General features: G+C 60.3%; 17 protein-coding genes. 9 read left to right on the top strand and 8 right to left on the bottom strand.

Annotated features, from left to right (window positions below; all coding sequences use genetic code 11):
• Positions 1–2,085, top strand: coding sequence for an amylo-alpha-1,6-glucosidase (locus VJZ71_02650; GenBank protein ID HKQ46951.1), 2,085 nt, complete (start codon positions 1–3; stop codon positions 2,083–2,085).
• 63 nt (positions 2,086–2,148) lie between these two features.
• Here the strand turns inward: VJZ71_02650 and VJZ71_02655 are convergent, their stop codons facing one another.
• Positions 2,149–5,328 carry an integrin alpha gene (locus VJZ71_02655; GenBank protein HKQ46952.1) on the bottom strand — a complete coding sequence of 1,060 codons (3,180 nt, stop codon included), beginning with the start codon at positions 5,326–5,328 and terminating at the stop codon, positions 2,149–2,151.
• Positions 5,329–5,718: 390 nt separating this feature from the next.
• Between VJZ71_02655 and VJZ71_02660 the strand changes: the two genes are divergently transcribed.
• On the top strand, positions 5,719–7,716 hold the full coding sequence (locus VJZ71_02660) for a TIGR03960 family B12-binding radical SAM protein (protein HKQ46953.1): 1,998 nt from the start codon (positions 5,719–5,721) through the stop codon (positions 7,714–7,716).
• A 9-nt stretch (positions 7,717–7,725) separates the two neighbouring features.
• On the opposite strand, the gene VJZ71_02665 is transcribed toward VJZ71_02660, so the two are convergent.
• Entirely contained in the window at positions 7,726–8,454 is a 729-nt protein-coding gene (locus VJZ71_02665) for a hypothetical protein (GenBank protein ID HKQ46954.1), read from the bottom strand.
• Between the two features lie 156 nt (positions 8,455–8,610).
• Here VJZ71_02665 and VJZ71_02670 point away from each other — a divergent pair, with 156 nt between their 5' ends.
• Positions 8,611–9,195, top strand: a complete 585-nt coding sequence (locus VJZ71_02670; GenBank protein ID HKQ46955.1) for a YiiX/YebB-like N1pC/P60 family cysteine hydrolase — start codon at positions 8,611–8,613, stop codon at positions 9,193–9,195.
• A 135-nt stretch (positions 9,196–9,330) separates the two neighbouring features.
• Here VJZ71_02670 and VJZ71_02675 read toward each other — a convergent pair whose 3' ends face one another.
• Positions 9,331–10,383, bottom strand: coding sequence for a P63C domain-containing protein (locus tag VJZ71_02675; protein HKQ46956.1), 1,053 nt, complete (start codon positions 10,381–10,383; stop codon positions 9,331–9,333).
• 104 nt (positions 10,384–10,487) lie between these two features.
• Between VJZ71_02675 and VJZ71_02680 the strand changes: the two genes are divergently transcribed.
• From VJZ71_02680 to VJZ71_02690, 3 genes are all read left to right on the top strand, one after another.
• Positions 10,488–11,315, top strand: coding sequence for an IS1 family transposase (locus VJZ71_02680; GenBank protein ID HKQ46957.1), 828 nt, complete (start codon positions 10,488–10,490; stop codon positions 11,313–11,315).
• Between the two features lie 89 nt (positions 11,316–11,404).
• A complete protein-coding gene (locus VJZ71_02685; GenBank protein ID HKQ46958.1) occupies positions 11,405–12,043 on the top strand; it encodes an NYN domain-containing protein in 639 nt (212 codons plus the stop codon).
• A gap of 110 nt (positions 12,044–12,153) precedes the next feature.
• Positions 12,154–14,934 (top strand): DUF2339 domain-containing protein, encoded by a 2,781-nt coding sequence (locus VJZ71_02690; protein ID HKQ46959.1) that lies wholly within the window; start codon positions 12,154–12,156, stop codon positions 14,932–14,934.
• 5 nt (positions 14,935–14,939) lie between these two features.
• Here the strand turns inward: VJZ71_02690 and VJZ71_02695 are convergent, their stop codons facing one another.
• The gene (locus tag VJZ71_02695) at positions 14,940–16,052 is read right to left on the bottom strand and encodes an SGNH/GDSL hydrolase family protein (GenBank protein ID HKQ46960.1); all 1,113 of its coding nucleotides are present in this window, start codon (positions 16,050–16,052) and stop codon (positions 14,940–14,942) included.
• A 193-nt stretch (positions 16,053–16,245) separates the two neighbouring features.
• Positions 16,246–17,223: a thioredoxin-disulfide reductase gene (gene trxB / locus VJZ71_02700; GenBank protein HKQ46961.1), complete on the bottom strand. Its 978-nt coding sequence runs from the start codon at positions 17,221–17,223 to the stop codon at positions 16,246–16,248.
• Positions 17,224–17,445: 222 nt separating this feature from the next.
• On the opposite strand from trxB, the gene pepT reads away from it, so the two are divergent.
• Both pepT and VJZ71_02710 read left to right on the top strand, forming a co-directional pair.
• Positions 17,446–18,675, top strand: coding sequence for a peptidase T (pepT, locus tag VJZ71_02705; protein HKQ46962.1), 1,230 nt, complete (start codon positions 17,446–17,448; stop codon positions 18,673–18,675).
• Between the two features lie 127 nt (positions 18,676–18,802).
• Entirely contained in the window at positions 18,803–20,932 is a 2,130-nt protein-coding gene (locus VJZ71_02710; GenBank protein HKQ46963.1) for an oligopeptide transporter, OPT family, read from the top strand.
• 14 nt (positions 20,933–20,946) lie between these two features.
• Here VJZ71_02710 and VJZ71_02715 read toward each other — a convergent pair whose 3' ends face one another.
• The 3 genes from VJZ71_02715 to VJZ71_02725 all read right to left on the bottom strand — a co-directional run bounded on the left by VJZ71_02715 (position 20,947) and on the right by VJZ71_02725 (position 24,531).
• Complete coding sequence (locus VJZ71_02715) at positions 20,947–22,500, bottom strand: peptide MFS transporter (protein ID HKQ46964.1); 1,554 nt, start codon at positions 22,498–22,500, stop codon at positions 20,947–20,949.
• A 331-nt stretch (positions 22,501–22,831) separates the two neighbouring features.
• Complete coding sequence (locus VJZ71_02720; GenBank protein ID HKQ46965.1) at positions 22,832–23,881, bottom strand: lysophospholipid acyltransferase family protein; 1,050 nt, start codon at positions 23,879–23,881, stop codon at positions 22,832–22,834.
• Between the two features lie 98 nt (positions 23,882–23,979).
• Positions 23,980–24,531 carry a hypothetical protein gene (locus VJZ71_02725; protein HKQ46966.1) on the bottom strand — a complete coding sequence of 184 codons (552 nt, stop codon included), beginning with the start codon at positions 24,529–24,531 and terminating at the stop codon, positions 23,980–23,982.
• A gap of 256 nt (positions 24,532–24,787) precedes the next feature.
• Between VJZ71_02725 and queA the strand changes: the two genes are divergently transcribed.
• The gene (queA, locus tag VJZ71_02730) at positions 24,788–25,828 is read left to right on the top strand and encodes a tRNA preQ1(34) S-adenosylmethionine ribosyltransferase-isomerase QueA (GenBank protein HKQ46967.1); all 1,041 of its coding nucleotides are present in this window, start codon (positions 24,788–24,790) and stop codon (positions 25,826–25,828) included.
• The last annotated feature ends 15 nt before the right edge of the window (positions 25,829–25,843 follow it).

Raw genomic sequence — 25,843 nt, forward strand, 5'->3', positions numbered from 1 at the left:
ATGAGCGTCGATCCATTGGCTATTGAAACGGGGCGCTGCGCGGACCTTTCCGTGGGGCGGCGGCTGGAGTGGCTGGTGACCAACGGTCGGGGCGGGTACGCCATGGCCGCCGTCAATCAGATGTTGACGCGCCGGTATCACGGGCTGCTCGTGGCCGCCGTCGAGCCGCCAGTCGAGCGGTTTGTGTTGCTGGCCAAGCTGGATACGACCGCGACAATCAACGGTCTTACGTATGAATTGGCGACGAACGACTATGCCGAGGCGGTCCACCCGCAGGGGTATCGGCTGCTCGAATCGTTCACGCCGCGGCCGCAGCCGACGTGGCGATGGCGGGTCGGCGATGCCTTGATCGAACAGACGCTGTGCATGACGGCGGGCGAGGATACGACTTGGGTTCGTTACGTTCTGGTGCAGGGGGCGACGCCGGTCGCGCTTTCGGTGCGTCCATTGTGCACGAGCCGGCACTTTCATCACCTGGCGCATTACCAGGACGTGGGACCGCCGACGGTGGAGGAGGACAGCGACGCGCTTCGCTTTCACTGGGCCAACGGGCGACCGCCGTGGCAGATTTCGCACAACGGCGTTTTCAAATCGCGTCCGGATTGGTATTACCGGTTCGTGCTGACGGCCGAGGCGGAGCGGGGCTACGACTATCTTCAGGACCTGTTCATGCCGGGCGTGATCGGCGCGGTGCTCCAGCCGGGGGACACAACGGGCTTGATGGTTGTTGCGTCGACGCAGGCGGCGAGTTGGCGGAATGGGGGACAGGCGTTTACCGGCGCTGCGGCTCGCGACAAACTCGCCGTCGGTGCGCTGCCGATGACGGATCCGCTGGTGGGACCATTGGCGCGGGCGACGGCCGATTTCATCGTCTCGCGCGGGGATGATCAAAAGACCGTGATTGCGGGATATCCGTGGTTCGGCGACTGGGGGCGGGACACCTTCATTTCGCTGCCGGGGCTTTGCCTGGTGACGGGGCGGCACGACACGGCGCGGGAAATCCTGGAGACGTTCGCCCAATATGTCGATGGCGGGATGATTCCGAACCGCTTCCCAGATTTCGGCCAGGCCCCCGAATACAACACCGCCGATGCGGCACTATGGTACATCCACGCCCTCGATCGCTATGTCACCTATTCCGGCGATACGGCGCTGGCAGATCGGATGTTTCCGATCGTCGAGAAGATACTGGCAGCGCACCAACAGGGGACGCGGCACGGCATCCGCGCCGATTCGGACGGCCTGCTGGCGGCGGGGGAAAACGGCTTTGCGCTGACCTGGATGGATGCCATGGTGTCGGGCCAGGCGGTGACGCCGCGGATCGGCAAGCCGGTGGAGATTTCGGCGCTGTGGTACAACGCGCTCTCGATCGCGGCGGGACATGCGGAACGACTGGGTAAGACGGGGCTCGCCCAATCGTGGCGAGCGCTAGCAGCTCTCGCCCGCAAGTCGTTCAACGGGAAGTTCTGGAACGCCGCCTCGGGCTGCCTTTATGATGTCGTCGATGTGAACGGTCAGGCCGACGCGGCCGACGTCTCCATCCGGCCGAATCAACTCCTGGCGATCAGCCTGACGCACCCGATCCTGGACGAGGAAAAGTGGTCGCCGGTGGTCGGAGTTTGTGAGCGGTTGTTGTGGACGCCGTTGGGCCTGCGGTCGCTGGCCCCGACCGACCCGGCGTATCGGGGGCGGTATGCGGGGGGTGTGGCGGCGCGGGACCAGGCGTATCACCAGGGGACGGTCTGGCCGTGGCTGTTCGGGCCGTTCGTGACGGCTTACGTCCGGGCCCACGGAGGCACCGCGCAGGCGGTTTCGTCGGCGCGGACGATGCTCGACGGTCTGATCCATCACTTCGGGGAAGCGGGGATCGGCAGCGTGAGCGAGGTAGCGGACGCCGACGCGCCGCACGCGCCGGGCGGCTGCCCGTGGCAGGCGTGGAGCGTGGCGGAGCCGCTGCGGGCGCTTTGCGAAGACGTGCTGGGGACGCATCCGCAGGCGATGCGGCGGGAAGGCAGCGCGGCGGCGCCGAAACCGGCGTTGACCGCGGCGAAGCCCGCGGCGGTGGAGCGGACAGTGGCGCCGTAGGCCATTCACTGAAATCCCAGAGGCCACGCCCGATTGGCCAAAAGGCCTTCGAAACATCACTTTCTATGGACAATCGGGAGACGCGGGCGGGAACGTCGACGGGTTATTACCGGCGAAGTTGTTGCCGTAAATAAGGTACACCTCTCCGGCGTCGATGAGACGCTCGGACGGCAAAAGCGGGTCGACATAATCTGCCTTGGGTGATCCTATGATGATGTCGCCAAATTGATCGCCGTCAACGTCGCCAACTCCCGCGACAGTCTCCAAAGCGGCAATCGTCTCCGCTCCGGTACCCTCCAGAGTGCGAGGAAGAAAGACAATGCCGGGAAGGGCTGCGGTGCCGACCTGATCTAAATAGAATGTTCGGTTGCAAAGATGCGGGCCACCGAAAACCAGATACGCCACTCCCACACGGCCTTGTCGTGTTTCGCCAGGTGAGGCAATCAAAAGGTCACCAAGTCCATCGCCGTTGAAATCTCCGGCCGACGAGGCGTGGGCGCCTGCTCGCGCGCCTGCAGTGGCCCCGATGAACCTCACGCCTGGCAGCGTAGCGGTAGCGATTTCATCCACCGTGCGATTGCCGACAAAGCCGCCGGCCCTTGCAAAGATCACTCCGACAAAGCCCGCGTTGACTCCTTTCACGGGATCATCGTAAAAATCGGAGGCGACGATCGCATCATTTACTGTACTGACAGCGGTCGTCATGGATTGAACCCCGCCCTGAACTCGTCCGAACTGATCGTCGTCATGGGTGCCGAATAGCCGGAGGCTCGTTATGGTGTCCGATTCGATCGTTGCATCGAAAAAGCCTGATCCCAAGGTATAAACGACATACGCAACGCCATTGTCCGTGAAGCCGTTGCGGTCCGCTCGCGGAGCGCCGGCCATGATTTCCGAGTTTCCGTCGGCATTCAGATCGCCCCCATTCGTTGCATTGCCAAGCTGATCTCCAGCTTGCTCGCCAAAGACTGTAAAAAACACCGGCGAGTTCAAACAACGTATGCAAAGAGGAGGCATCGTGTCGAGGCACGTTCCTGCGGCGCAGGTTCCATATGCAGGCAGCGACCTAACGCCATCTTCGTATCTAAAGGGGGCGATGTAATTGTCAGTCAACCACACTTGAAATCCGCCACAATCCATGATATCCGGGACCGTATCCCCCGTATCATCGCGATCCAAGAAGGGAATGGAAATCAGCAAATCGTCCTCGTCGTCATTGTCCACGCTCTGGACATTGGAAACCGTTTGGCCAAAACCGGTATCATCAAAAAAACCATTGTTCACGAAAGAAAAGATGTCCGCCAACCAGCCGCCGCGCAATCGCACTCCGCGGGGAACTTGGCCCAGGTCTTCGTTAAGAGTCACGCCTTCATCTGTAATCGGCAGATTACCGTCCTCATCAAACTGGCCCGCCATTCCGGCGTCCACAAATTTCGGGAAGTCTTCGACTGTATTGTTCGTGGCGTCGGCGATCGCAACCAAGCCCATACGGCCCGGATCCTCGAAGCCAGCAGAAAAGAAAAGTTGATCGTTATCCGGAACGTCCGAGCACCGTAACTGGTTAGGTAAACCGTCGCCATAAGGATCGCCATCGCAACCATCCGAAGGGTCGTCGTCCTGGAAATCACGGGCCCCCGCAATAAAGGGCAAACCGAACACCAAGTCGGGTACTGACTCCTGGCCTTCGGGCACGCCTTCAACGCCTGCATCGTTCCCAGTCACGTTGACTCTTGCAATGGAGGTCAAACCCGCACTATTGGGAAGCGTGGGAGCCGTGGGAAGGCTCGGATCCCCCAAATGAGGAGGTACACTTTCATTAACATGTCCCTTCGGCATGACGTAAATTGTCCCTCGAATGTGGCTCGATGGGGTGCCGGCCGCGCTTTCGACGCTTAGAACCCCTCCGTAACGACCCACGAGGCCTGGATTGTAGGGATTCGTCAAATACCCTGGTGGCTCAGGATAATTGATGACGTTGTCGTTGGCATCGAGGCGCCCGCCGTCAGGACGCCCATCTCCGTCGGTATCGGCGGGAAAGGGCAGCTTGCTGCGTCCGTAGATCAGGTACGCGGCGCCGGAAAATCGACGCCCGCGCGGGCTGGCGAAACGGCTCCCGATCACGAACTCACCGACTCCATCGAAATCCAGGTCGCCCATTCTCACGAATACGTTGCCGAGATTGGCATAGCTCTGAAACGCCGCAAATCGTGCACCGGCAAAATCAAAGCCGATCTTGCTGATGTCGATCGTTCCGTTGGCTGAACCATTAATGCTCAATGAGCCCGGCGCGTACACGTGCCGAACGTTGTCTCCGTCGTTAAGCGTGGCCCGTATGAAGTACGGCGATGTACGGGGCGGAACTTCGGAGAAATTCACGCGGAAAACATACGCCTTCTCGTCGCCCGCCAACGGCGCTCCGGGGAATGGCAATTGACCCGGTATCGTCTGCACAAGTACTCTCGGATTCGTTCGGATTTCCAAACTGTCGGGCTGCTCGATGGGATCTTCGGGCGTACCGGGCGGTGGCGGATCGCCATCGAACGTAGGGTCCAGCGGTAGTCGTGCCGCGGATGGAAGGATGATGATTTTGGACGAGGGATCGAGGGGACTTCCTGGATTGTCCACATCGTCGTTAAAAGGGTTTACATCTTTGTCAAGAAGAAGTGTAAGCAAAGCAGTCGAGTCTACGTCAGCGAATATGTATTGAATCGTCAATTCGTCGTTCGCAGATATGCTCAAACTCGGAAGCGGAGACAGAAAAACCAGTTGGGGCGGACTCGTTGGAGGTCGCGAACCCACGGGCCCAAGTTGCAATTGCGAAGCGCTGAGAACACGAACCGGGGCATTCACTCCGTCACTGATTTCCGCGAAGATGTTGAAACCGCCGGGAATCAGCCCGGTGGTGTCCCACTGCGCCAAGCCGCTTCCTACGCCCGGACCCACCGGGAATCCGCTTAAGATCGGTATCTCCTCCGCGGGGGTGGGATTGGCGGCCGTCGAGGCAAAAATCCTCACGGTCGCCGTATCCTCGGCGTCTTCGCCGGTGAACGCGATCTGAACTATTTCGCCGACTTCTGCAAAGTTGTTGCCAAAATCGGTGCTGATGCTCGTAATCAGCACGCGCGGCGGAGTGTTGCCGCCGGTGACCGGAGGGTTGAGGGGGGCGAGACCGTCGTCTTCGCCGGGGCAGGTCAGACCGGCCGCGACGGATACGAGAACTCCAAGTAGGGCGAGCGGCCGCACGAAACGACCTGCGCTAGTGTGACGATTCATCTTTGATACTCCTCCATCGCGGGCGGGATAAGCGCTACCAGGATCCCAGGCATGGGGGGCGGGGTGGGATGCACAGAGAGCCCCTCAACACCGTATGGTACGCCTTTTGAGGGCCCAGGGTCAAGGCTTTTTTGGTATGCAACCCCGGAGCCGGTAAGCACTTTCGCGTTTTCTCTGGTTTCCTACATCAGCGAGGATCGTGCCGGGTCGGTTGGCGTGGTCCGAATGTCGTAACTCCCCCAAACAGCGTGGCCGGCGTGGCCCATCGAGCGAATCGGATGCACGTGCCATTGGCTCCGCCGCGCCGCCCCTACATTCTAGGCCCTGCCAAGTGTCCGAGTATAGGTCAACGCGTCCGAAATGGCTATTCTCCGCAACGGCGGTCGAAGCAGTCTCAGCGGGAGCCTCACCTTCGCTTTGGACCGATGCGTCGTCTTTCGAGGGCGGGCGATCTACGATAAGCTACGCGATTATCAGAAGTTGGCCGGGCTGGAATACGCGAAACGAGGTCGTTCGGACGTGACTACCGCGCTCAAAGACCGAATCAGCGACGAGCTGCTCCCCGCCGTGAACCAGCCGGGCCAATACATCGGGCGGGAGATCAACCAGCTTGTCCGCGATGGCGACTGGGAGCGGGCGGAGGTCCGCGTGGCGATTGCGTTTCCCGACGCCTACACGATTGGGATGTCGCACCTCGGCTGTCAGATCATCTACTGGCTCTGCAATCACACGCCGGGGGTTTGTGCCGAGCGGGTCTATAGCCCGTGGGGCGATGCGGAGGCGCGGATGCGCGAGCGGTCGATCCCGATGTTTACGTGGGATACGCGGCAGCCGGTCGCGTCGGCGGATATCTTCGCCGTCTCGCTGCAATACGAGTTGGGTTTCACGAACCTCTTGGCGATGCTTGAACTCGCGGGGATTCCGCTGCGCTCGCGCGATCGCGACGATTCGCATCCGCTGGTGATCGCGGGGGGGCCGCAGGCGGACAACCCCGAACCGGTCTCGGACTTTGTCGACCTGGTCGTCATCGGCGACGGCGAGGAGTCGATGGCGGCGATCCTGTCGCTGTACAAGGAGCTGAAGGCGTCCGGCGTGCGGCGGCGGGACATGATCGAGATCATGGCCAAGCGGTTCCCGTGGATTTACGCGCCGGGTCTATACGATGTGACGTATCACGCCGATGGGACGATTGCCGGGGTGCTCCCGCGCGTTGCCGGTCTGCCGCGGCAGATTGAACGGTGTCAGACGCTGGATTTTGAGAATGCGCCGTTTCCGGTGCGGCCGCTGTTGCCGTTCGTCGAGGTCGTGCATGACCGGATGGCGATTGAGGTGATGCGCGGTTGCCCGCAGCGGTGCCGGTTCTGCCATGCGGGTTATACGAAGCGGCCGGTGGGCGTGCGGTCCGTTGAGAAGATCATCGAGATTGCTGAGCAGCAGTACGCGGCGACGGGGCACTCGGAACTGGGGCTGCTGTCGCTTTCGACGGCCGATTATCCGCATCTGCGCGAACTGGCGGCGAAGGTGAACGAGCGTTTCGCGGCGCGGCGGGTGAATATCTCCATGCCGTCGCTCCGTGTGGACAAGATGCTACAGAACATCCCGTGGATGGCGGGCGAGGTCCGCAAGGCCGGTCTGACGATCGCGATCGAGGCGGCGCGGGACAAGATGCGCGCGGCGATTCGAAAGAAGGTGACCGACGGGAACCTCATGGACGGGATCATGGAGGCGTACAAGGCGGGGTGGCAGCGGATCAAGTGCTATTTCATGGCGGGCTTTCCCGGCGAGACGGAGGATGACATTCGGGGCATCCACGAACTGTCGATGCAGATGTCCAAGGCGCGACAGCAGCTCGGCAAGGCCCCGGCGATGATCAATGCGAGCGTCGGGTGGCTGGTTCCCAAGCCGTACACGCCGTTTCAGTGGATGGCGCAGCCGCGCGTGGAGTATTTTGAGGAGGCCCGGCGAGTGCTATCGGAGATGTCGCGTAACCAGCGCGGCAAGGCTGTTCGCGTCCGAACGCATGATTGCAAGCGGTCGATTCTGGAAGCGGTCCTGTCGCGGGGTGATCGGCGGCTTGGGGCGTCTATCGAGCGGGCCTATCGACTCGGGGCGCGGTTCGATGGGTGGGATGAGTGCTTCAAATACGAAACGTGGCTCCGCTCGTTTTCCGAGACGGGCATCGATCCGGACTGGTATGCCCATCGCGAGCGGTCGTATGCGGAGATTCTGCCGTGGGACCATATCCGCAGCGGCCCGAAGCGGGATTATCTGGAAGGGCAGTATGACGATGTGTTTGTGAAGACGGAGCAGGCGATGCCGGTGGCGGGGGTGCTGCCGTTGACGGTGATGAGCGCTTAGACGACTATCTTAAAAATCCCATTTCCAAGTATACCATGCCCCGTCTAGATGGGAGTATTCCTCACGTCCGTTCTGCGGCAGCGGAGTAGAACTCCAAGCAAATCCATATCGATCGATGAATCCAGAGTAGGGGATGACAAATCGCATCCCTCCGGGGATTCGTTCGATTTCATCTGCGTAGTAAAGTCCCGCCCATCGCGATTTCGGATTCAGATCTGTTCCACTAATTGTCTCATTCGCAAGGGCGTCTATTGACGATCGCGACAGCCAAAATGCAACGTTGAACGGAACATTCGTAGAAAGCAAAATGAAGCTAGTGAATGCGGATGCTGGAATACTCAACCAATGCCAGAATTTTCGGCGAGAAGCGGGTATGTCGTTTTTGTAACGCTTGCGAAGCCACACCCAAATTGCCAGCCGAATTGCCCATGCAATCAGAAAGATCTTCCACAAGAAAACGGAGATGACCAAGGCAACAAAATACCCTCCAGGGGGAGTCCCAGCTGCAAAAGACATAAGCAGCACAAAGACCGCGACGACGTGTGTTGGCCAGCCCGGCGGCCGCAACAAGAATCTTGCGATCTTGCCGGGGCTTCGCGGGGTCCGCACCGTTCGTGGGTCGGCGGGATCAAACGCCCGACCGCATTCCGGGCAGCGATGCTCGGACAGGCTCATCAGCGGGTAGTCGCAGCTGAGGCAGCGCGGGGTCTGCGAATCCTGAACAGCGGTCGGCGTCATATGGGCCCTCAACGGCATCGCATTATATACAAAGTGCCCTCGCCCAAGTTGCTGGCTACTTGACGGTCTTTGCCCGCGTCGATTGAATGGCGGCCGTCTGCGGCATGACCACTCAATTCAATTTCCGCGGCCCTACCGCCACAGGAGGACCACGCCATGGCGACTCACATAGCGAATGCCCAAAAAGTCGGCCCGACTAAATCCTACGCGGCCCTTCGCCCGCAACTCCGTTCGGGCGATCTCTTCTTTTGTGCGGGGCGGTATCTGGTCTCCCGGGCCATCCAGCACATGACCGGTTCGCCGTGGAGCCACGTCGGCATCATTATCCGCGCGGAGAAGATCGATCGCGTGCTCTTGTTGGAAAGCGTGGAGGACATGGGCGTCCGGTTCGCTCCGCTGTCAAAATACCTCGACGACTACGAGGATGCACGGCCCTATCGCGGCGAGATGGTCGTGGCCCGCGTCAGTGCCTTGAAGCAAAGCGACGTCCCCAAGATCGCCGAATTCGGCGTGGATGAGTTGACCCGTCCCTACGACAAGGATGAGATCGCCAAGATCATCGCTCGAATCGCCCTCGGCCTAGGTCGCAAGGAACGCGACCGCGAGTACATCTGCTCGGAACTCGTCTTCGAGTGCTTTGCCCACGCGGGCATGGGTTTTGCCTACAACCCCAAGGGATTTATCAGTCCCGAGGATGTGTGGACCGATCCGCAGGTACTGGTAAGGTTTGAAAACTCCTAGGTCGCCAGCCCAGGTTATACTCCGGGCATGGCTAAGAAGAAAAAGACCGTCAGACGCAAGCGGACGAAGGACGTATCACAGGTCGCCTTGAGCATGGTCGAGCGGGCCATAGGGGGGAAGTTGGTGAGACGAAAATCAAGTCGCTAATTGTTTATCCTCCCAATCGGCGGGGTCATCAAAAAGACCGGGCGCTTCAGGATAGACAGGAGACACCCGATCAAGCTGCCCATGGAAGGTGTCGTAGTCGGTATTTATTTTCATAAGCCCCACGACCGTCCCAAGATGAAGCAACAATGACGGATGCCCCAAGTCTTCACTGGTCCACCCATACAGCTTGTCACTAGGCTTTCCGCGCTCAAGCCGACGTTCTTTTAGCCGCCTCAGTAACCCGGGCGCAATCCGGCGATATACCAAGTCGTTTGTAAGGTGTCCGAAATACTGCGGGAGCTTCATGTCGGTCCTCAATTCAATACCCTTGAGCCTGCACAAATGTTTGAAATAATCGTTGGGAAACGTCCTCGCGTAGCGGACGAGACCCTCAGCCAAAAATAGCTTGAGATACTCCTGAAGGTCTCTGCGCGGGCGTTCGTATTGATAGCCCGTCGCCTCATCAATAAGCGCGATGATTCCGACCTGTGCCAGACCGCGCACCACAATATCGCAGACCGTAATTATCTTTTCGTATTGTGGCGGAATGGTCTTCTTGTTTGTTACGTAATCGTCGCGGAGCCTCAAGTAGACTTCTGCGACTTTTGGCAGCAACTCGGCGTCGAACCCAACGAACCGCCGCCCAGATTTGTCTTTGAAAAAGATGGGAGTGGTCGACGCCATTAACTCTTGTGTGATAAATGGCTTAAGAGCGTCTGCCTGCAAAAAAGACGGCAACCCGTCGACGTGGCTCAAAACGCCTGTTCCAGCCTTCGGGGTTCGTGATCGACCGATTGCGATCAGGAAGGCGCTTTGCGTCAGCACTCTCTGGCTGTTCGGCAAGACGGCGCATGGGAGCGAAACCACGCCTCCTACGCTACGAAGCTCAATTTCACCAGTGTGGTTCGTTTGAGGAAGATTCTTTCCCCATCTGGCCTCAATCGCGCGTTTGCCAATCTCGCTTTTTTGCTCTTTGCTTAGGGATCGAGCCCGCGCCCTCCCACCCCTACTCGCAAGGTCCGATATTGCCTTCGACTCCATTGTACTGGCTCCCTTCTTAGTCAAAGTATACGTGCCGGAAAGAAAAAGTCAAATTCTTTCCTGAAAGTATTTGCTTTCTACGTGCAGGCACGTATAGTAGAGGCATGAACAAGCTCAAGACAGAGAAGCGGAAGGCGATCATCGCGGCCCTCATGGAAGGAATGGGCGTCAACGCGATATCGCGGATTACCGGGGTTTGCAAAGAAGCGATCCTAAAGCTCCAAAAAGATTTGGGCTGTGCCTGTGCCGCCTACCACCATGAACACGTTCGGGGCCTCAAGCCGGAGCGTGTCGAATGTGACGAAATTTGGGCGTTCAACTATTGTAAGGCGAAGAACGTTTCCAAGACAAAGAAGCGCGACATCAGCTACGGCGACACTTGGCTCTGGACGGCCATCGACGCCAATTCAAAACTCATGATTACCTATTTCGTCGGGCTTCGCTCGTCGCAAGACGCCCATGCGTTCATGGACGATCTTTCCGGGCGTGTCATCGACATCGGGACACTCACTACCGATGGCTACGGACCATATCCGCAAGCCGTGCAGGCCGCGTTCGGCCTGGAAGTACCTTACGCCCAGCTAGTGAAGCACTACGACAATCCGGGCGTCAACGAGAATCGTTATTCGCCGGGGTCATGCGTCGGATGCGAAAAGCGAAGCGTCATCGGCTTTCCCCACGCGGACCACATTTCGACGAGCATCATCGAGCGGAGCAATTTGACTTTGCGAATGTCCCTGCGGCGATTCACGCGACTCACGAACGCCCATAGCAAAAAGATTGAGAATCACGGCCATGCGGTCGCGCTGTTTTTCATGTACTACAACTACTGCCGCAAGCACGAAACACTTAAGGGTAGAACCCCGGCAATGGCCGCCGGCCTCGCCGATCATCGGTGGACGCTGGAAGAACTAATTGGCTTAGTTGGGTGAGTAAAAAGCAAAACGCCCGGCCGTTAGGCCGGGCATTAGTCCGGAGATGCTATCTCCGGGGCTGTGTGGTTAATATATCGGTGTTTACCATGAAAAAGCAAGGGGCAAAACCGGTCGGGCGCATAAGCTGTTTTGTGGACGGATTTAACCTTTATTGGGGGATGAAATATAAGAAGCTCGATAGGTATCTCTGGCTAGACATTCGTAAGCTGATGGAATCCGTTGCGGGCGGACCCGAACACGTTGTATCCGTCAACTATTTCACGGCTTTTGTTCTGGGTGACGCGGACAAACAAAAGAGGCAAACATCCTTCATCGAGGCCTTGGTCGAACACTCTGGGCTTCATGTCGTTTTGGGATCGCACCAAGCAGATGATCGGGTCTGTAAAAAATGTGGGCATGTAGAAACCCGCTATAGCGAAAAAATGACCGATGTCGGGCTGGCCGTCCAGCTTATGACGGAGGCGAGTCAAAACACTTTCGACACGGCCATAATATTGTCGGCCGACAGCGACCTCGTGCCTTCGCTGCAAGCCGTTAGAGATTTGTACCCGGAGAAAACGCTGATCTCGGTATTCCCACCTGGAAGGGGCTCGAATCATTTAAGGAAGGCATCGCATGGAGTGATACGCATCGATAGCGAACCCCTGTTTGCGGCCTGTCAACTTCCGGAAGAAATTACGAAGGGTGATGGATATGTACTCCGTAGGCCAGACGCCTGGAAATAGCCCAGTCAAACCTTACCAGTACCGATCCGCAGGTTCTGCCGCTGGCGCGGATCGGTTAGGCTACCGTTGGCCGCGCTTGCAGCTTGACTCTCCCCGCACTTCGCGGTGTCATGATTCAATCATTCGAGCGCGACTTCGACGCACATCTGCGAGCGGGCATGGCCAAATCACCCATCGATGATGAACTTCAACAGATCAAATCGCTGGCCTTTCAGTTGCGCATGGAGTTGCATGCGCTGACCAACCGGATCGATCGGCTCGAAGAGCAGCGGAAGGCCGCCTCAGAGATCGATATTGCTCCATTGCCGCCGCCGCCGCCCGCCGTTTCTCCATCGCCTTCACCGTTTGAAAAACCGCTGTCGCCGGAATCCGCCGCGCCGACCGGCGCGCCGTTCGCTTCGCCGGAAAAAGTGGCGGCGGTTGATGCGCTGTTTCAGTCGATCAACCGTCAACGACCGTTCGCGAAGGATGACGAACCGGTCAGCGAAGCTCCTTCGTCCGGCCTCGAAGAACGCATCGGGAAGATCTGGCTCAATCGGATTGGGGCGCTCGTTCTGCTGCTCGGTGTCGCTTTTTTTGTCAAGTACTCGTTCGATCAGGGATGGATCAGTCCGACTCTTCGTGTATCCATGGGCGGCGCATTCGGCCTGTTGCTCATCGGCATCGGCGAATACTCGCTTCGGACGGGAAGGCGGCCCTTTGCTGTTGGTTTGCTCGGGGCGGGCGTTGTCGTTCTCTATTTCTCCGCATTTGCGGCGTACTCGTTCTACCACCTTGTTTCGACTCAGACGGCGTTCGCGATGCTGAGCGGCGTTACGGTTATTTCCTCGTTGATCGCGGTGCATGCGCGGATGCTGCCCATCGCAATCATGGGGCTCGTCGGCGGCTTCTGGACACCCATCGCCTTGAGCACGGGCGTCAACCAACAAGTCGCGCTAATGACGTATCTGCTGATCCTCGACGCGGGCTTTGTGGTCGTGGGGAGCATCCGGCGTTGGGATGTGCTTCGGCTGCTTTGTTGGGTCGGCTCGGCGATTCTGTTTGCGGGCTGGTATCAGCAGTTTTACGCCCCCGATGCCTTGCACCCCACGCTTTGGTTTTTGCTGGCGTTCTATCTGCTTTTCCATGCGGACGCGATTGTCAGCCTGAGACTGCGCCGCAGCGAAAACCTGTGGGTACTCCCCGGCCTCATTCATGCGAACAACACGGCGTTTTTCGCGGCCGCGTACTTCATTGCGCGAGAAACGCACCTCGATCCATGGCTCGGTTCGCTCTGCGTGATTCTCGCGGCGCTTCAGCTTGTCGCCGGTTGGCGGCTGATTGGCGGCGGCATCATCGCCGACCGGTGCCGCGAGAGTCTTTACCTCGACGCGGCGGCAATGCTGGCGCTGGCCGCGCCGATCCAGTTTGATCGCTATCTGGTCCCTCTGGCGTGGGGCGCGCAGGCGGCAGTGACGCTTTGGTACTGCCGCTGGAATGCGCGGGCGTGGTGGCGGCTCAAGGCCGTCGGCATCCTGGCCGCAGCGATGGTGCATCTCGTCGTCTACGACTTTTCCGAACCGGTGTTGACGAAGACGATCCTCGCGGTCGGACTGTGGAACCTGAATTGGATCACCGTCCTGTTCGTTGGATGGGGTCTGTTTGCGTATGTCGGCGGGGCGGGGCTTACCTTGGGCAGGCCGTCGCACACTATCGATCGGCCATTGGCGGTCGCGTTGTTATTGGCGGGCAGTGCTGCCATGTTAGGCATTTGGGCGCACGAGTATGAGCGCTACCTCGCCACGTGGTGGTGGCTCGGGTTGGCGCTTTGTTGGCTTCTCGTGTCCAGGCCCATCCCCTTCGCCGCGTTGACGTACAGCGTGTTGGTGGTTGCAGCGGCGGCCAAGTTCCTTGCCTGGGACACTGTTGCCGCGGTCCAGGACGGCGCGTGGGCCGGAATCTCGGGCGTCGTGGTCAATCGCGCGGTCCTTACCGGCGCGCTCGTCGGCCTGGCCATGATATTGGCTACCCGGCAGTTTCGCAGATACATGAACCGGCTTTCGAACGACTCGGCCATTTGGCAATTCGTGTCGCCGGATGAATCCGCGCCCGTGCTGGTGGTACTGGCCGCGCTGGTGTTCACGTGGACCGGCACCTTTGAGATTGCCCGTATCTTCACATTCGAGCCGTGGGGAACGCGCTTCGAGGCACCTCGCCTTTTAGCAAATGTCGTCGTTACCGCCTTCTGGGCGATAAATGCGGCCGGACTATGGCTCGCCCTCGGGAGCCGGCGCGCCGCAATCGCGGGCTACGCCTTGATTCTCTGCCTCATCGCCACCCTTAAGTTCGCGTTCGGGGACACCGTCGGCGCGGCGACAACCGTTCGCTGGCAATATCTTCGCGGACTATGCACCAACCGCGTATTTCTGGCCGGTCTCGTCGTCATCGCCGGCTGGTTCGTCTGTGCGGCCTTGTTTCGCGCCCGGTCGAAGGCCGACGCCGCGCCGGGGCAAAGGACCAAGCTATTTCACGGCATGTTGGTCTGGGGAGCGATGCTGGTGGTCTGGCTACCAACGTTTGAGATCATGCGGAGCTTCCGGTTCGAGCCGTTCCGCGAGCGTTTCGCCGACCCGACGTTAGCGATGCACGTCGCGTTGTCGGTGTTTTGGAGCGTCTCGGCCGTCGTGCTATTGGCAATCGGCTTTGCCCGCCGGATCGCGCCGCTTCGCTATCTCGCTATCACTTTGTTTGGTGTTACGGTTCTAAAAGTATTCATCGTTGATCTGGCGAATCTCGAGACGGTCTATCGTATCGTGTCGTTCATTGTGCTGGGCATATTGCTGTTGGCCGCTTCTTTCCTGTACCAACAACTCTCGGCGCGAATACTCGTGAATCGTGCGGCGAATGTATAGGAGTGTTATTTGGTCGGACGCTTCGCAAAATGCTCCGCGACGATTTCCGCCATCCGCCGGGCGCCGGCCTCGTTGAAGTGACAGTCGTCGTAGTAAAATTGCTCTTTCCCATTCATCGAGCCCGCATCGATGCATTCGACGCCCAGGGACTTGCACGTCTCCAACAGCAGGGCGTTGTAGCGATCCTCGCCCTCGCGGAGTTTGGCGATGCTGTAATACGCGCCGTCGGGGCGATTGGAGATGCCGAGGAGTAGCAACTCCTGCATGGCGGGAGAAAGGCCCACATCCCAGACGATTGGTTGCGTCACGAAGATCGGGCGCACGCCCTGTTGACGACAGATCGCGACGATTCGCTCGATGCGGCCCTGATAGGCCCGCAGGGGCTGCGTCAGGTCGGGGAGTTCGTCGACGATCTTCGCTTCGCGTCGCTTCTGGCGGCGCGTTTCGTACACCCGGCCTTCCGCGTCCTCGATCATTCCCCGCTCCAGGCGCAATCGCGTGTAGGCTTGCATCGTGACGCTCCATACGGCAGTCTGCCGCCAAAGGGGAGAGGCGGTCCGGTCGAGCAGGATTCCGGCCAGGTAATTCTGAAAATCGTTGAGACCGACCATGAAGACGGCGCAGTCGATGTCGCGAAATACTTCGCATGAATCGATCAAATAGAGGTGCTCGATCGTCGAGGCGCCGCTGATTCCGGCATTACCCACCCAGACCTTCCGGCCATTGCTTTGAAGCGACTTCCCCAGCAAGTAAGGCCAGGTCTCCAGGTCGTCGAGATAAGCGCATTCCGTTGCACTGCCGCCGATGCAGAGGATGCGATAGGCATCATTGCGCGAGGGCCATTCTTCTCCGCGGACGCCCATTGAATTCGTGCGAAAGTGGGACACCCCTTCGATACCCGGCATGATGGATGCGCGAGGGCGGAAGGTGAAATCCCGGTTCGGCGGGCGCAGATTGAGCTGCGCCGCCAGCATCCAGCCGCAGCACAAATGCAGGGCAATTTCGATCAAAGCGACGGACGTCACGAAAGCGCCGACCAGCAGCACGAGGCGTGTTCCAAATCGCCCGAGCACACGGCGTGTGCGGGGGATCGCGTATAACGCCGGAGCGACGACCATTACAATCATCAATAAAATAAAGACGGCCGTCTCCAGTCGGGACCGAAACCGCCACCCTCGGCCGTACGCCAGGACTGTGTCGACCGCCACGAGCGCGGGAACGACCATCAGCGCGAGTAGACCTGCCAGGGCTCCAGACGTTCGTTGAGTAGGATTCATTGGTTGGGCGGGGGTACGACCGTTCCCTCCGGCCCTATTCGATCGCGTGCTCTGCGAGCCAGCGTTCGGCGTCGAGGGCGGCCTTGCAACCCATTCCCGCGGCGGTGACGGCCTGACGATAGACGCTGTCCACGCAGTCACCGGCCGCGAAGACGCCTTCCACATTCGTCGTGGACCGATACGGGTCCTTGAGCTTGATGTAGCCCTTGACGTCGAGTTCGAGCTGGCCGCCGAGGAACTTGGTCGCGGGCGTATGACCGATGGCCATGAAGAGGCCGCCGAGTTCGATCGTCGATTCGTTCCCGGCGATCGTATCTTTCACCTTTACGCCCGTGATTTTCTGATCGCCGAGGACGTCGACCACGACTTTGTTCCAGACCATTTCGATTTTTGGGTTCTTAAGGGCCCGATCCTGCATGACCTTGGAGGCGCGGAGCTTGTCGCGGCGGTGGATCATCAGGACCTTCCCGGCAAACTTCGTCAGATAGGTCGCCTCTTCGACCGCGGAGTCGCCGCCGCCGACGACGCCGAGCACCTTGTTGCGGAAGATGGGCAGGGCGCCGTCGCAGACCGCACAGGCCGAGACGCCGCCGCCGGTCCTGGCCAGCCGTTGTTCATTCTCCAGGCCCAACCAGTTGGCGGTCGCGCCGGTGGAGATGATGAGGGCGTGGGCCTGCGCGATCTGATCTTCCGAGTCCCACAATTTGAAAGGCCGGGACGAAAGATCGACGCGTTTGATCATCTTCCGCACGATCTTGGCGCCGCAGTGCTGGGCCTGCTCCTGGAACTTGGTCATCAAATCCGGACCAAGGATGCCCTCGGGAAAGCCGGGGTAGTTCTCCACGTCGGTTGTGGTCATGAGCTGACCGCCGGGGAGGATGTTCAGCGCCCCCTCCTGGCGGGGTTCGTCGGTATAGACGACGGGGGCCATGTTGGCGCGGGCGGCGTAGATGGCCGCCGTCCAGCCGGCCGGACCGGAGCCGATGATGATGAGCTTCTCGACGTTCGCCATGATGCTGACTTCTCCCATGCGTTTGCGGTACGGTACCGTGCCTGAATATTAGATGATGGGGGTTACAACGTCGATACGCGAGGCTTGGAGCATCTCCGTCCTCGGCGGTGATATTGCGATCGAGGACAGGCAGCCGAGGGCGGCTGCTCTCCATTGCCGTTGCATGGAATCGGCCGTCGCCGTACAACAACCGGGCTGGTGTGACCAGTTGGAGGTGAGGTGATGGACACGCTCTTAGATCGATTCTGCCGGTATGTGAAGGTGGAGACGACGGCCGCGGAGGACGCCAAGACCTATCCCAGCACTCCGGGGCAACTTGACCTGGGGCGGATGCTGGCGGACGAGCTGCGGGCCCTGAAGCTCGACGCCGTAAGTATGGACGAGAACGGGATTGTGATGGCGACGGTGCCGGGCAATGTCCCCGGCGCGCCGACGATCGCGTGGTGTTCGCACATGGACACCTCGCCGGAGTTTACGGCCAAAAACGTCAAGCCCATCGTCCATCGGAACTACGACGGCAAGGATATCACGCTGCCCGGCGATCCGTCGCGGGTCATCAAGGTCAGCGAGTCCGACGGGTTGGCGGCGCTGAAGGGTAAGACGCTGATCACGAGCGACGGGACGACCCTGCTCGGCGCGGACGACAAGGCGGGGCTCGCCGCGATCATGACGGCCGCGGCGCATTTGATCGCACATCCGGAACTCAAGCACGGGCCGATCCGCATCGTATTTACCTGCGACGAGGAGGTGGGGCACGGCACGGACAAGCTGGATCTGAAGAAGATCGCCGCGCAGGTCGCGTACACGCTCGACGGGGAGGCGGAGGCGCAGATCGAGAATGAGACGTGGTCGGCGAACCTGGCGGTCGTGACGATCACGGGCAAGAACATCCACCCCGGTTTCGCCAAGGGGCGGATGGTCAACGCGATCCGGCTGGCGGCGGCGTTCATCGAACGGATGCCGTGGCAGACGCTGGCCCCGGAGACGACAGAGGGCCGCGTTGGTTTCCTGCACCCGTACGTCATCGAGGGCGGCGTGCCGGAGGTGAAGCTTCGCGTGCTCCTGCGGAGTTTTGTGACGAAGGAGCTGGCGGATCAGGAGAACATCCTGCGCAACGTCGCGGCGACGCTGATGGCCGAGTTCCCCGGGGCAAAGATCGACATCGCCGTGACCGAGCAGTATCGCAATATGCTCGAATATCTCGCGAAAGACCCGCGGGCGGTGAAGCTGGCGGAGCAGGCCGTGCGAAACGCGGGCCTGACGCCGAAGTTCCAGTCGATCCGCGGGGGAACGGATGGCAGCAAGCTCAGTGAAAAGGGCCTGCCGACGCCGAATCTGTCGGTCGGGATGCACAATTTCCATTCGCCGCTGGAGTTCGCGTGTTTGGAGCAGATGGAGAGCGCCGTGAAAGTGCTCGTGGAATTGGCGCAGTTGTGGGGGAAGGAGAAATAGCGAGTAGTGAATGGCGAATAGCGAAGTAGGGCGGGCTCCGCCCGCCGCCCGAGGGTAGCGCTTTGGTGACAATCCATTTCGCTAATCGCTATTCTGAATTCGCTATTGGATTGTTGAAAGGTCCCCCATGTCCGATCCTGTCGTCGCGACCCGACTTCCTGAAAACGCCTACCGAGAACTGAAGCCCGGCGAAGCCTATACGCCGATGGTGCCCCCCTACGAGACCGTGCCAGAGGTCACGCGGCGCTCGATCATCTTCGGGATCATCATGAACGTCGTCTTCGCCATGGCGGCGACCTATCTGGCATTAAAAGCGGGGCAAGGAATCGAGACGGCGATTCCGATTTCCATCCTCGCCGTCGGTCTGTCCGGGGTGCTGGCGCGGTTCGGCCATCGGCGCAGCAGTCTGCTGGAAAACGTCAACATCCTTGCAATTGGAACGACGTCGGGCATTGTGGCGGGAGGGACCTGCTTCACCATGCCGGCGATTTACATGCTCGGCCTGGACACGAAGCTGGGTATGGGAACGTTCGGGCTCTTCCTGCAAATTTTTCTCGTCCCTTTTCTTGGCGCCGCTCTCGGCGTCGTGTTCATGGTCCCATTCCGCCGCTATTTCGTGCGTGACATGCACGGCAAGTTGCCCTTCCCGGAAGGTACCGCCACCAATGAAATTCTGGCGACGGGGGCGTCCGGCAACACCGGCCAAGCCTGGGTGTTGATCTATTCATTCGTACTCGCAGCCGCGTACAACTTCTGCAGCATGGCCCTCAAGCTGTTCACGGAAGTTTTCACCACGGGACGCACAGCGATCGAGGTGGGCAAAGAAACCTTTACCACGCTGGCCATTCCGAAGTTGGAGCGGATTACGGAAGGCGCCAAGGCCGTGTTCAACATGGGGACCGGAGCATATTACCTGGGATTGGGATACATCATCGGTCTGCGTTATGCGACGATCATTGCCTGTGGGTCTTTCCTGTCATGTTTTGTGATCGTGCCCTTGTTTGCCGGATTCGAACTGGAACAGTTGCGGAAGATCAGCCCGACGATGGAAGCCACGACTCCAAAGGCGCTCTTCGAGGGGATTCCCAAGATCATCGGCATCGGCGGCATCTTCACCGCCGGCATCCTTTCCATCATCAAGATGAGCAAGGTGATTGCGACCGCCCTGGTTCAAGCGATCGGCAGTCTTTTCAAGCGATCGTCAACGGCGACCGTCGATCGAACCGACGAAGATATCGGCTATCCCGCACTGTTCGGGCTGGCTGCGGTATTGACCGTCGCACTCTTCGTCTATTTCCGATTCGTGGTCATGTCGTCGCTGCCCGACGCGACGCGACTGGCCGCCATCTCCACCGCCGTTGCGCTGGTGCTGTCGTTCCTGTTCACGACGGTCTCCGCGTGGGCGATCGCGATGATCTCGACGACGCCGCTTTCAGGCATGACGGTCACGACGATCATTATTACGGCGGCATTGCTCACCTGGCAGGGACTTCCCAAAGGGGATTCAAGCATGCTCGCCGTGCTGCTCGTGGGCGGCGTCGTCTGCACGGCACTATCCATGGCCGGGACGATGGTGACGCAATTCAAAATCGGCTACTGGATCGGCGCGTCGCCGCGCAAGATTCAATGGAGCGGTATCATTGCATCGTTTTTGGCCGCCATCCTGGTCACGATCGTCATCATGGTTCTGGCCTACAAGCCTGGCTACGTTGCAACGACGCAGCCGGGCGTCGAACCGCTGCCTGCCCCGCAGGCCAACATGATGAAGAGCGCGCTCGAGACGTTTCTCGGCAAGGATGCGGTCGTGCCGTGGACGCTCTATGGCACGGGCGCGGTCATCGCAATCATCCTGCTGTTCTTGGGCATCTCACCGCTAGCGTTTTCACTGGGAATGTATTTGCCGATGTTCGTGAATACGCCGTTGCTGATTGGGGGCCTGATCGCCCATTTCATCGCGAAGGGATCGAAGGATGAGGCGGTGAACAAGGCGCGTAATGACAAGGGGGTGCTGATCGCGTCGGGCCTGATTGCCGGCGCTGCGATTATTGAAGTGAGCTGCAACGCACTGGCAATCTTCGACGAGAAATTCGTTGGCGGCAGAATCATGCCTTGGCTGGATATGACGGAGTCGATGATGCGCGGACGGACGCCGGAGCAACTTGCTCAATTCAAGAACTGGCTCGGGCTGGGCGCGTTCGGTCTACTTTCACTGCTGATGTTTCTTGATTGTCGACGGACCAAGCCGGCCGCGGCGTAGAGCGTATGCGCGAGTCAGCGCCGGGTCTTCACGGCCGCCTTCTCTGTCGCCGTCGGTTCCGTCAGGACGGGAAACCCGCTCGGCGCTGGCTCGTGGTGGCTGGCGAGTTTGATCCGCTCCCATTTCTTAATGAGCGGCGACAAGATCAGCAATACCACGCCCGACGCGCAGGCGAAATAGACGATTCCTTGAAAAACCGGGCCGAACCCCGCGGCCTTGCCGGTCATTCCAGAAATCACGCCGCCGAGTAAATGGGCGAACGCGGTGCAGAGGAACCAGAAGCCCATCATCAATCCGCCCATTCGTGCGGGGACGAGTTTGGTGATCATCGAGAGGCCGACGGGTGACAGACACAGCTCGCCGGTCGTATGAAAGAAATAGGCGAGGAATAACAAGATGAGCGCGGCCTTCGCTCCGCCGGTGGCCTGATTGGCGGCGATCACCAATGCGATGAACCCGACACCGACCTGGATCAGGGCCAATCCGAACTTCACGGGTGAGGACGGTTCCAATCCCGCCCGACCCAGCCTTGTCCACAGCCACGAAAACAACGGGGCGAGCAAGACGATGAATGCGGCGTTTACGAACTGAAACACGGATGCTTCAATCGTCCGACCGAATACAGTTCGGTTTACGTGGCTTTCCGTAAACAGGTTCATCGAGCTGCCGGCCTGTTCAAAACAGGCCCAGAAAACGATCGAAAAAAACGAGAGGATCAGGGCAGCGAAGATTCCGACTCGTTCCGCGTGATTCCCTCTCGCCGCTTCCCACAAGATATATACGAGAAATGCGCCGCCCACGACTGGAGCGGCCCATTTGATGACGATGTCCGGCTTGGAGACCAGGAAGGCGGCGAGCGGCACGAGCAGGAACGCGCCGATGTAGACGGCGATTCCGTTTGGAACGACGCCCAGAGACTTGTTGGCCAGCGCCGCGTGATTCGGCGGGAGACCGTGATCGCCGAGGATTTTCTTTCCAAGGACAAAGATGATCAGGCCGAGGACCATTCCAAGCCCCGCGAGACCGAATCCGTAGTGGAAGCCGTACTTTTGACCAATCTGGCCGCAGAGGATCGGCGCCAGAAAAGCGCCGATGTTGATGCCCATATAGAAGATGGTGAACGCGCCGTCGCGCCGGGGATCACCCTGGCGATAGAGTTTCCCGACCAATGTCGAGATGTTCGGCTTGAAGAAACCGTTGCCCATGATGATCAGGGCTAGGGACATGAAGACGGTGTATGAATTCTTGGGGATGATGCCAAAACCCGCAAAGCAAAGCCCGAATTCCCCGAGGCCCATGAGAATCGCGCCGAGGATGATCGAGCGGCGATAGCCGATGATCTTGTCCGCGAGCATTCCGCCCAGAAGCGGCGTTGCATAGACCAATCCGTTGTACGCGCCGTAGGACTCGCTGGCCTCCGTTCGATTGAACGCGAAGGTGTCCATGAAATAGAAGATCAGCAGGGCCCGCATGCCGTAGAAGTTGAAGCGCTCCCACAGTTCGGTGAAGAAGAGCACGAACAGGCCGCTGGGGTGACCAAGAATTTGACGTTCCGAAACCTGCGACATGAATCGCCGCCTCCGCTTCTATTTGAACAGGCCCCGGCCATTCGCCGGTCGACTCGCGTAGCCTACGGAAACGCCCCCGTCATTGCGAGCCTTTTTCGGACGATCTTCAACAAGGCGGCAGGACCGATAAGGACCGCTTGCGTTTTGACCGGGTGATATCGTTACCGTCCGCCGGGGAAAACTAAGTTCAGTCCGCCCTGCTTCGGTCCGCTATACAGAACGATGAACACGGACTCAAACAACACGGATTCTCGCACGAGCGAAGTACCCGCTTCCGGGCGGCGCTCCTGGACGCGGATTATCACGATGGCCGGTCTGGTCGTTCTCGGCGTTACGCCGTGGGCACAGGCGCAGTTGGCGACGCCCGATCTGCCGGCGCTTTGCCCGCCGCTGACGGCGTTTGCCACACCGACGCTGTTCGACTACGTGTGGGGCACGACGCCGATCCGCTTTCCGTACCAATAGGCTCCGCGCCCGACTTCGCGACCCATTCCGGCGCGACCGAGTTCGCCGTGCCGCCGGCCAATGACCACAAGTACTGTTCCGGGCTGCGCAGGATCGCATGTTCCAGCGCGCCGATAATCGCCTCCATGAGGCCCGCGTCCGATGCTTCGTCGCGCGGCGGGGCGATGGTCGAGTGCGTCTGAAGCCTAAACGTAAACGGCCGGGCCTCGCGCACACAGGTCACGACCGCGATCGGCAACTCATGCCAGCGCGCGAGCCGGGCGAGCGTCGGGTAACAACGAAGTGTCCGGCCAAGGAAGGGGACGGAGATGCACGGACCCCGGCGGCGCTCGTGTTCGCCGATCATCAGAACCGCGCCACCGCGATTGAGAATCGACGGAAGTGAGGTCGTCGCCTCGCGGCGATCGACGATGCGGACATTGCGATAGGCGACCAGTTCGTCCTGCCAGGCGCGGAGCACCGGATGCGCGAATCGGTCCGCCACGACATGGACCGGGTGGAAGATCTCGCCGAGCGCGTAGGCGGCGACGGCGGGATTCCCCAGGTAGGCCGTAGTCAACAGACAACCACGACCGCCCGCCGCCAACGCTGTCAGCGACGCTTCATTTTCTAGGGCAATTGAATTTCGCCAGCTCGCTTCGCGAAGAAGCCGCCGGGCGAACAGCGCCTCGACGCAGAAGCGCCCGACGTGCTCGTACATGGCCGCGATGATCCTTGAGGCTGTGGCGGTCGAGCAATTATCCGGCAGCGCGTCTGAAAGCCGGGTCTCGGCGCGGCGCCGCATCGGCGTATTCAAGCCATGAACGGCTCGGGCCATCGAGCGCGCCAGACGATCGGCGGCATCGAGACCGAGGACGCCCAGCGCCGTGCCGACGACGCGGCGGAGATAGGTAAAGCGCAGGGATTCGAGGTCCATTCCCTAATTGATCGGCAGGATGGGCAGGGAGACAAGCAGAAAGGGGCGGTTCGCGTATTCCACGGCCGGCAGGGGCGCCGGCCGCTACGCGGCAGAAGCTAGCGCCAGAGCTGATCGATACGGGTGAGGCCCGCCGGATCGGTGCGCTCCCACTCCTTGCGGACGAGGCCCAGGCCGTAGACGCAATACTCGAATTCGTGGCTCAGCGTCGAAAGGACCGAGGCGGGCGGGCGCGAGTCGTCGCTCGACAGACGCGAGGCGATGGCGTAGGAGCGCTTGCCCTGGTCGAGATAGTTGAGCAGAAAGTCGGCCGCCTGCTTGCGCTGGAGGCGCTTGAGGTTCTCCGGATAAACGCCGGTCCAGAACAGCGTAAAGTCGCCGATGTGGCGGTGGACGGCGCGGCGGCGGTCTTCGGTGGTCGCCGTCGGGCCGATCTCCACTTCGCTGACCATCTCGGCGACTTCCTCGATCCGGCGTCGGCTGCCGTCGCCCAGGAGGTTGATCCGTTCGACGTGGATGAACTCGGTCAGCAGGTCCACGATGTAATCGAGCAGCGACGGGTCACCCAGGCCGATCTGCTTCTGGAAGCTGTCCTCGACCAGGCCGGCGAACCAACGCCGCAGCGGGTGTGTCTGGGGTATGGGGGCCATCTACAAGGGCTCCTGACGTTGCGAGCGGTGACGGGCCGTCGAGGGATGCGCCGTCCACCAAGAGGGAGGGCGCCACCTGATGCCGACGGGCTCCGCTTCATGTATTCTAGGATTCGTGCAAAGCCCGGGTAAAGCGGCGTCCGCTCAATCGTCCGTCATCTATTTTTTATCGGCGGCGCGTGGGAGCAGCTAATAGCGTGTCGGCCCGGCACTGAGCCCCCGGTGTCAGACTGCGGATTTTGGCGGGAGAACGGCCATCCAGACCAGCGAGCTACGCTACGAATTACCGCCCGGGCTCATCGCCCAGCGACCGCTGGAACGGCGGGATGAGGCACGCATGCTCGTGCTGCATCGGGCGAACGGGCGAATCGAGCACCGGCGATTCGCCGACCTGACGGAGTATTTGACGCCGCGGGATTGCCTGGTCCTGAATGTGTCGCGCGTCCTGCCCGCGCGTTTTACGGCGGTGCGTCAGACGGGCGGGGAGATCCCCGGGCTGTTCCTACGGGAGAGTTCGACGGGCTATTGGCGCGTACTGCTCGCGGGGGGCGGCAGGCTGCGCGACGGCGAGACACTGACTTTTCGGGGCGGGACGTGGACGCTGACGCTGGTGGAGCGGCTGGAGCGCGGAGAATGCGAGGTGCGAGTCGAGCCGCCTGACGCAGCGGCGCTGGTGCTGGCGGTCGTGGGGTCGATGCCGGTTCCGCCGTACATCCGCCGGGACGAGGCTGATCCGGAAATGGACCGGCTCGATCGCGAGCACTATCAGACGATTTACGCGTTGCGCGACGGCTCGGTCGCGGCGCCGACGGCGGGGCTGCACTTTACGCCGAGCCTGATGGAGCGAATCCGAGCCATGGCGACGAGATTCGCCGAACTGGTCCTGCATGTCGGGCTGGGTACGTTTCAGCCGATCGAGGTGGGGGACCTGGCCGATCACAAGATGCACAGCGAGTGGTACGAACTCCCCGCCAAGTGCGCGGAGACGATCGCGCGGACGCGTGCGGGGGGCGGTCGCGTGGTCGCCGTGGGGACGACGAGCGTGCGAGTCCTGGAAACGTGCGCCGACGAGTCCGGGGCCCACGCGGGGTCGGGCACGACCCAACTCCTCATCTATCCTCCGTATCGATTCAAGGCGACGGACGCACTGGTGACGAATTTTCACCTGCCGGAGAGTACGCTGCTGGCCCTTGTGTTTGCCTTCGCGGGGCGCGAGGCGACGCTGGCCGCGTATCGAGAGGCGATTGAACGACAATATCGGTTCTTCAGTTACGGAGATGCGATGCTCGTTATTTGAAAGCGCCCACGGCGA

This window comes from Phycisphaerae bacterium (assembly GCA_035275405.1).
Taxonomy (GTDB): Bacteria; Planctomycetota; Phycisphaerae; order UBA1845; family UTPLA1; genus DATEMU01.